This window comes from Streptomyces sp. NPDC087859, assembly GCF_044742595.1.
GTDB classification, from domain to species: domain Bacteria; phylum Actinomycetota; class Actinomycetes; order Streptomycetales; family Streptomycetaceae; genus Streptomyces; species Streptomyces canus_F.
Genome location: NZ_JBIUUU010000036.1, coordinates 71,228 through 79,571, shown reverse-complemented (window position 1 = coordinate 79,571; position 8,344 = coordinate 71,228). Strand labels below are relative to the sequence as shown.

Annotated in this window: 5 protein-coding genes; 1 reads left to right on the top strand and 4 read right to left on the bottom strand. The window is 73.3% G+C overall.

Annotated features, from left to right (window positions below; translation table 11 throughout):
- Positions 1-137 precede the first annotated feature (137 nt).
- From ACIOHP_RS48920 to ACIOHP_RS48910, 3 genes are all read right to left on the bottom strand, one after another.
- Complete coding sequence (locus ACIOHP_RS48920) at positions 138-4,043, bottom strand: ribonuclease E/G (RefSeq protein ID WP_401898185.1); 3,906 nt, start codon at positions 4,041-4,043, stop codon at positions 138-140.
- Positions 4,044-4,302: 259 nt separating this feature from the next.
- A complete protein-coding gene (locus ACIOHP_RS48915; protein ID WP_401898184.1) occupies positions 4,303-5,061 on the bottom strand; it encodes a TIGR03936 family radical SAM-associated protein in 759 nt (252 codons plus the stop codon).
- A 48-nt stretch (positions 5,062-5,109) separates the two neighbouring features.
- Positions 5,110-6,168 (bottom strand): hypothetical protein, encoded by a 1,059-nt coding sequence (locus ACIOHP_RS48910; protein WP_361540765.1) that lies wholly within the window; start codon positions 6,166-6,168, stop codon positions 5,110-5,112.
- Between the two features lie 177 nt (positions 6,169-6,345).
- Between ACIOHP_RS48910 and ACIOHP_RS48905 the strand changes: the two genes are divergently transcribed.
- Complete coding sequence (locus ACIOHP_RS48905) at positions 6,346-7,188, top strand: hypothetical protein (RefSeq protein ID WP_401898182.1); 843 nt, start codon at positions 6,346-6,348, stop codon at positions 7,186-7,188.
- Between the two features lie 73 nt (positions 7,189-7,261).
- Here ACIOHP_RS48905 and ACIOHP_RS48900 read toward each other — a convergent pair whose 3' ends face one another.
- Entirely contained in the window at positions 7,262-8,338 is a 1,077-nt protein-coding gene (locus ACIOHP_RS48900; RefSeq protein ID WP_401898179.1) for a hypothetical protein, read from the bottom strand.
- Positions 8,339-8,344: the final 6 nt, after the last annotated feature.

The following is an 8,344-nucleotide window of genomic DNA, read 5'->3' as shown; positions in this document are numbered from 1 at the left end:
GGGGTTGGGGGTGTGTCTCGCCCCCGCCCTCGCGTGCGGGGGCGGCGCCCCGGCCCCCCGGGCCCCCCGGGGGGGGGGGGGGGGGGGGGGGGCGCCCCCCCCCCCGCCCCGCCCCCACACCCGTGGTGAGCCGGAACTCAGCTCTCGTCGGCGGAAGCCGAGACCGAGGACAGCGTCTGCTCGGCCGCCGCGGTCTTCTTCGCCGTCGTCTTCTTGGCGGCGGCCTTCTTGGTCGTCGCCTTCTTGGCGGCCGTCTTCTTGGCCGCGGTCTTCTTGGTGGCGGCCGTCTTCGCCGTCGTCTTCTTGGCCGTCTTGCGGGCGGCCGTCTTCTTGGCCGGAGCCGTCTCCTCGGCGGACTCCTCGGCGGCCGGGGCCTCCGTGGCGGTCTCCGCCGCCGGGACGACCACGACGGCCGTCTCCTCGGACGCGGTCGGCGCGGTGGCCTTGCGCACGGCACGGCGCCGCGGACGGGCCGGGGCGGCGCTCTCGGCAGGCGCCTCGGACTGCTCGGCCCTGGCCGGAGCCTCCTCGGCGACCGGCGCGGGCGCTGCCGGGGCCTCGGTGACCGTCACGACGGCCGCCTCGGCACCCGCGGGCGATCCGGCCGGCGCGGACACCTTGCGGGTCGCACGGCGACGCGTACGCCCCCTGGGCGCGGCGTCCTCGACGACCGGGTCCTCGACGGCGGCCGGCTCGGCCTGCACCTGCGCGGCCGGCTCGACCTGCACCGGACGCTCGACCTCTTCCTCGGCCGTCACGTCCTGAGCCGTCGGAACCTCGGCCCGCTCGCCCCGCTCCCGCTTCGGCGCACCGGCCGGAGCCGACGACCGCCGGCTCGTCCGACGCCGCGAACGGCCCCGGGTCGCGGCGGCCTCCGCCTCGGCGGCACTGCTGTACAACTCCTCGTCGGGCTCGAAGACGGGCTCTGCCAGCGCGACCGGCTCGGCGACCTCGGCGGCCACCTCCGCCTCGGTCTCCTCCTCTTCGAAGGAGTCGGTCTCGACAGCCTCCGCCGCCACCGCGGCCTCGTGCACGTGCTCGATGCCGCCACGCCCGCGCTTCTTGCGCTTGCCGCCGCCTCCGACGGAGGTCGGCTGCTCCATGTGGACGATGACACCGCGGCCGTTGCAGTGGACGCAGGTCTCCGAGAAGGACTCCAGCAGGCCCTGGCCGACCCGCTTACGGGTCATCTGGACCAGGCCCAGCGAGGTGACCTCGGCGACCTGGTGCTTGGTCCGGTCCCGGCCCAGGCACTCCAGGAGGCGCCGCAGCACCAGGTCCCGGTTCTGCTCCAGGACCATGTCGATGAAGTCGATGACGATGATGCCGCCGAGGTCGCGCAGCCGCAGCTGGCGCACGATCTCCTCGGCCGCCTCCAGGTTGTTCCTGGTGACCGTCTCCTCGAGGTTGCCGCCCTGGCCGGTGAACTTGCCGGTGTTGACGTCGACGACGACCATCGCCTCGGTCCGGTCGATCACCAGCGAACCGCCGCTGGGCAGCCAGACCTTGCGGTCCAGCGCCTTGGCGAGCTGCTCGTCGATCCGGTAGGTGGCGAAGACGTCGACCTCGGAGGTCCACCTCGACAGCCGCTCGGCCAGGTCGGGCGCGACGTGCGAGACGTATCCGTGGATGGTCTCCCACGCCTCGTCACCGCTGACGACGACCTTGGTGAAGTCCTCGTTGAAGATGTCGCGGACGACCCGGACGGTCATGTCCGGCTCGCCGTACAGCAGCGTCGGCGCGTTGCCGTTCTTGGCCTTCTTCTGGATGTCCTCCCACTGCGCCTGCAGTCGCTCGACATCGCGGCGCAGCTCGTCCTCGCTCGCGCCCTCGGCGGCGGTGCGCACGATGACGCCCGCGTCCTCGGGGACGATCTTCTTGAGGATGGTCTTCAGCCGCGCGCGCTCGGTGTCGGGCAGCTTGCGGCTGATGCCGGTCATCGAGCCCTCGGGCACGTACACGAGGTAGCGCCCGGGCAGGGAGACCTGGCTGGTGAGCCGCGCGCCCTTGTGCCCGATCGGGTCCTTCGTCACCTGGACGAGCACCGGCTGACCGGACTTCAGCGCGCTCTCGATGCGCCGCGGCCCGTTGGCCATGCCGAGCGCCTCGAAGTTGACCTCACCGGCGTAGAGCACCGCGTTGCGGCCCTTGCCGATGTCGATGAAGGCGGCCTCCATCGACGGCAGCACGTTCTGGACCTTGCCCAGGTAGACGTTGCCGACGTACGAGGTGGCCTGCTCCTTGTTGACGTAGTGCTCGACGAGCACACCGTCCTCGAGCACACCGATCTGCGTGCGCTCACCGCTCTGGCGGACGACCATCACCCGCTCGACGGCCTCGCGGCGGGCCAGGAACTCGGCCTCGGTGATGATGGGGACCCGGCGGCGGCCCTGCTCACGGCCCTCACGGCGGCGCTGCTTCTTGGCCTCCAGACGGGTCGAGCCCTTGATGGACTGCACCTCGTCGGACGGCTCGGCCTTCGGGCGGGGCTCGCGGACCTTGACGACCGTGCGCTCGGGGTCGTCACCGGGCTCGATGTCGGCGGAGCTGTCACCGGTACGACGGCGGCGGCGACGGCGGCGACGGCTGCTGGAGGACGAGGAACCGCCCTCGTCGGAGTCCTCCTCCGCGTCGTCCTCGGCCTGCTCGGCGGTGTCCTCGGCGTCCTGGTCCGCCTCGGCGGCGAGCTCGTCGCCCTCCTCGCCGTCCGCCTCGGCGGACTCACCGCGACGACGGCGACGGCCACCACGACGACGACGGCGGCGCGAACCGCTCTCCTCGGCGTCCTCCGTCTCGGCACCGTCCTCGGCGTCGGCGCTCTCCTCGGCCTCGTCCGTCTCCTCCTCGGCGACGGCCTCGACGACCGGGGCGGCCTCGGCCTCGGCGGGCTCACCGCGGCGACGGCGACGGCGACGCGGCGTCTGCTCCTCCTGGACCTCCGCCTCGGGCTCCTCGACCTCCACGTCGGCGGCGGCTGCCTCGGCAGCGGCCCGCTGGGGCGTCTGGAACTGCGGCTCGGCGAAGACCGGCGCCTGGAACACGGCCACGGCGGGCCGCGCCGGCCGACGCGAACCCTCGTCCTCGGCGGCCTCGTCGGCACCGGACCGCGCGGCGGGCTCGGAGAATCCGGTGGCGGCACGACGCACGGAACGGCGGCGCGCACGGCGCGGGCCTGCCTCGTCGGCGGGGGCGTCAGCGGCAGGGGCCTCGCTCGCCGGCGCCTCTTCGGCGGCCTTCGGCTCCACGACGGCCTCGACCGGCTCGTTCTCCTCGACAGCGCTCACGGGCGCCTCCACGCTCTCGGGCGCCGCGGTGGGCGCGGTCACGCGGCGCGTGGCGCGACGGCGACCCCGGCGCGGGGCCTCTTCCTCGGCGGCGGCCTCTTCGGTGACGATCGGCTCCGGCTCGGCCTTCGCCGGAGCCTCGGCGTCCTGGGCGGCGGGCTCGGCGGCCTGCGGCGCCTCGACGGGCGCGGCCGTCCGGCGGGTGGCACGACGGCGGGTACGTGCGGCGGGCGCGGCCTCCTCGGCGGGCGCTTCAGCCGCTACGGCCTCTTCGGCGGGTGCGGCGGTCTCGTCGGCGACCGGAGCACCGGCGGGCGCGGACGCCCGACGCGTGGCACGACGACGCGGACGAGCGGCGGGCGCCTCGGCCTCCACCGTCTCCGCCGCGGGCTCCTCGGCCTTCACCTCGGCCGCGGCGGGTACGACGGTCTCGGCAGTCTCGGCCGCGGCCGGAGCACCGGCGGGCGCGGACGCCCTGCGAGTGGCGCGACGACGCGTACGGGCGGCGGGCGCGGCCTCCTCGGCAGGTGCCTCGGTCTCCGCAGCGGCCTCTTCGGCCACCGCCGGCTCTTCGGTCTCCTCGGCGGGCGCGTCCTCGGCGGCCGGTATGGCCGGCGTCACCTCGTCCGGCGTCTCCGCCGCGGCGCCGACCGGCGGGCCCGCCGGTCGGGATGCGGCCCTGCGCCGACGACGCGGCGGCAGGGTGTCGCTGGGGCTGTTGAGTTCGGAACCCTCGGTGGGTTCGGTCGGCTCGAGCATGCGGGCGTTTCTCCCGTCAGGCTCCCGGGCGCCGCACCTGGTCCGGCGATGCCGGTGACGTCCGCGGCTCGCGCGATGCGCGGTGCCGCCGTCCGGGGCGCGGGCGCCGCACGGGAGCTCTCTGTGTCCTGTCTCGCCGGTTCCGTACACCCTGTTGGGTACGGCCTGGCGAAAGTCTTCTGGTCGGTGTGCTGCCCGACCCAGGTGGCTCCCGAGTACGAGGGCGGCGCTACGACGTCCGTCCTTCGCGGGACCTTCCCTACGCCGGCGCCTTCGCGGCGGCAGCGGCCGTTGTGGGGGCCTCAGCTGCCTCGCGGTCGGGCGCGAGCGGGTCGGTCACCGTGCCGGTCTCTTCATCGAACAGCCCCTGCGCCAGCCTGGTCACCGCAGCGGGGACCGGCGGCGCCAGGTCGGCCACGGCGCGGAGACCGGACAGGACGTCGTCGGGTCGAACGGCAGGCGTCACGTGCCGAACAACCAGCCGCAGTATCGCACAGGGCTGGTCGGTCGGCCTATCAGCCTGTGGACCGTGCGTCTCAAGTTGTACGACTGCGGAACGGGCGTCGAAGGTACGGATGCCGTTCTTGGTCTTGCGCTGGACCTCGACGGACTCGGCGGCGGTGAAGGCCGCGACCGCGCGCTCGGCGTCGGCCGGGTCCACTCCGTCGAGCCGCAGCTCCCACACCGAGGCCGTGAGCCGGTCGGCGAGCCCGGAGGTCCGGGCCTCGACCGCGTCGATGATGTCGAGGCCGGTGGGCATCGACTCGTCGAGCAGGACCCTGAGTTTCTCGGGGTCCCGCGCCTGGGTGAGGGCGATCTCCAGATACTCCGCCTCACTGCCCGTGCCGGTGGGTGCGGCATTGGCGTACGACACCTTCGGATGCGGCGTGAACCCCGCCGAGTACGCCATCGGCACCTCGGCACGGCGCAACGCACGCTCGAAGGCGCGCTGGAAGTCACGGTGGCTGGTGAACCGGAGGCGGCCGCGCTTGGTGTAGCGCAGTCGGATGCGCTGCACCGCGGGTGCGGGCGGCGGGCCTTCGGGCTGTCGCTTGCCCAGTGTCGTTCAGTCCTTCGTGAGTGCGGTCGTACTACTACCAAGAGTACGTGTCTCGCGGCCCGACGGTTCCCGTCGGTCCACCTCGATCCTCTCCCGGGGCTCCCCGAGAAGCATCCTGCGGAAGTCGGCCCGCGCCTGCCGTACGGTCTCCCGGGCGGCGGTGAGCGCCTGCCGCGTGGCCCGCCCCACACTGCGCGCGGCCTCGGCGACGGGCCGCAGCACGAGGTCCCGCACCACGTGCCCGACCGGGGTGAGCAGCGTCCGGTACACCCACCGCACCGGCTCCACGAAGATCCACCGGAAGAGGGTCCCGAGGAACCGCCCGACGGCGAGCGAGATGTGCCCGGCGATCCGCCAGGCGTGCCCGAGCGCGTCCCACACCTCCCGCCCCACGACGGCCAGGAACCGGCCGACGGGAGTGAGCACCCACCGCCACAGCGCGAGCGCCGGCAGTACGAGAAGCACGCGCGCGATCCAGTACAGGCAGACACCGATGCCCCGGAGGATCCAGAGCATGCCGTGCCCGACGGGCGTGAGGATCCACTCGTACACCCACAGGGCGGGGACGACGACGAGGTAGCGCGCCAGCCAGGCCACGGCGGTGTACACGCCGAGCCCGATCCCCCGCGTCACCCACATGACCCCGTGCCCGATCGGTGTGAGCACGCGCGCGTACACCCACGCGAGACCGGCCCCGATCCCTCGCGCGAACCACGCGAAGCCGTGCCCGAGGGGAGTGAGCGCATACCGGTACAGCCACACCAGGGGCACGACCACGAGGTACGTGCCCAGCCACCCCAGCCCCTTGCCGAGCGGTACGACCACATACCGCCACAGCCCCACGAGCGGCCACACGAAAACCGCCCGCCCGACCCACAGCAACGCCCTCCCGAACGGCCGCAGCACGGTGTCGTTCAGGAACCGCCCCGCCACCACGAGCGCGTCCCACACCATCCGTACCGGAACGACCAGCACGAGCACGACGATCCGTACCGGGATGCGGATGGCGGCGGTGAGACAGCCCTCGGGCTGCCGGGGCTGAGGCAGCGGCTTCTGCGGTTCCATACCGGCCAAGACGCAGCGGCCCGCGCCGTGGATTCGTCCGGCGGGTTGCGATGCCGTCACGTCTGCTCACCCGGATCCCGCAATTCGTTAGACCGTCCTACTTGCACAACGCCGCGTTCCCCCAGGGCAGACCCGCTGTCGTGGGGCCCTCGGGTCACCCTCGCACTGCGGCCGGGCATGCCTATAAGTTCCCGACAGACGCCGTCGCTGCTCGGTCCGCTGGCCCGCACGAGGTTCCGGAAGGCCGGGATGCTGGCCTCCCTCACTCTGGTCCTCGCGACCGGAGTGGTCTCGCCCACGACGGCCGCCGCCGCCTCCGTGTCCGACGACAAGCCCACTGCCACGCAGCAGGGCGGCAAGGGCAAGAACTGCCGCCCTCACAAGTCGCGGTCGGCCGCGGAGTCGTACGTCCCCGAGACCACGCCCAAGCCCAAGGACAAGTGCAAGGGCGCGACCGGGGCGACGGGCCCGAAGGGAGCGACCGGCCCCAAGGGCGCGACGGGAGCGACGGGTGCCACCGGCGCGGACGGAGCGGTCGGGGCGGTCGGGGCGACGGGAGCGACCGGCGCGGACGGAGCGGTCGGGGCGACGGGAGCCACGGGCGCGACCGGCGCGACGGGTGCCACCGGCCCCAACGCGTGCGTGGAGATCGACTCCACCCAGGACAGCAACAACTTCGAGCTGCGGGCCGCGCTGACCCCGCCGGTCATGGCCGGCCCGAACAGGACCTACGCCGGTATTCGTGACCTCACGGGGGACGCCCCCGGGCCCTTCCTGTGGACCGAGCACACCGGCTATCCGCAGGACGCCTGCGGGATCTCCGTCGAAGGTCATGCCCAGGGCAACCAGGACGAAGGGGACATGCGGATCGACGTCATCACCACCGCCGGACAGATCTACGAGACCACATGCGCGGTCGACACCAGTGACCGCACTCTGGACTGTGCGAACAACCCCTGGGTCCTCGTGAACAGGCAACCGTCCATCGGCGCCGTGAACGGCGGGACCGTCGTCCCGTAGGTCCAATCGCCCGGAGCCCGGCTCAAGGGGTGTTCCGCAGGTCGTCACGACTGCCGGACACCCCTTGCCGCGTCTACCGCCGGCCCGTGCGTTCCAGCAGACTCACCGTCATCCCCATCACCGACCTGCTACCGGACACCGTGTACCGCCGCTGCAAGGCGCCCGCCTGCGCGGGGTCGATGGCGTTGAAGGGGAATCCCGTCCCCTGCGTCAGCAGCCAGACGCGCGGCTCGTCCTCGACGCAAAGGTCCGGCACGGAGCACTGGACCGCGTACAGGTCGTCGATCGCGGCCGGTGTCCTCGCCAGGAAGACATCGCGCAGCCTCAGGTCGCGAGGCAGGTAGTACCGCACTCCGTCGTCCAGCTTCCAGGTGTCGGCACGGTCGTAGACGACGGCGTCCCCGGGACGGTGGAGCCGCTTGATCACATCGGCCGCCGCCGCGTAGTCGAGGGGCACCGGGGCGTCGTGCTCGAACGGCTGCCGCATCTGCCTCTGGTCGGGCAGCGTGAGCACGGCCGGCGTCGCGACCAGCGCGGCGGCGGTCTTCCGGGAACGCGAGGCCGCGGCGAGGCCGGCACCGGCCAGGAGGGCCCACGCCGGGAGGGTGAAGAGGACGTAGACACTGCGGAAGTAGGAGACCTCGCCGTGGGAGGCGGCCCAGACGAGGAAGGGCGGCAGCAGGGCCCAGACACCGCACAGCACCAGCGGGGCCCTGCGCCGCGAACGGGCCAGCACGGCCAGGGCGATCACGGCGCCGCCACCCAGCGCGGAGGCGAACAGTCCCTGGGCGAGGGAGCCAAGGGCCCAGCCGTCGGGCGCCGGCACCCAGTACAGCTGACGCTGTGCCTGGGACCTGCCGAGCACGGCGAGCGGGGCGACGCACCCGGCGACCGCCGCCAGTGCCGAAGCGGCCTTCCACCACAGCGAGCGGTCCTGCCGGGCGTGGGCCACGAGCAGACAGGCGTGGGCGAGTACGACGGACAGCGCGATCAGGTGGAGGAGTCCGGTCAGGACCAGCGTGAGTGCGTAACCGGCCCACCGCCAGGGGCTGCGCGGACGGTCCAGGGCCCGCAGCAGCAGAAGCGTGGCGAGGGCGACCGCGAGAATCACCAGGGCGTAGCTGCGGGCTTCCTGGCCATAACGGCTCACCGCCGG

What these genes read in the sequence shown, in the direction of transcription:
- ACIOHP_RS48920 (WP_401898185.1), bottom strand. Translation starts at nt 4,043, where the DNA reads ATGCTCGAGCCGACCGAACCCACCGAGGGTTCCGAACTCAACAGCCCC.
- ACIOHP_RS48910 (WP_361540765.1), bottom strand. Translation starts at nt 6,168, where the DNA reads ATGGAACCGCAGAAGCCGCTGCCTCAGCCCCGGCAGCCCGAGGGCTGT.
- ACIOHP_RS48905 (WP_401898182.1), top strand. Translation starts at nt 6,346, where the DNA reads ATGCCTATAAGTTCCCGACAGACGCCGTCGCTGCTCGGTCCGCTGGCC.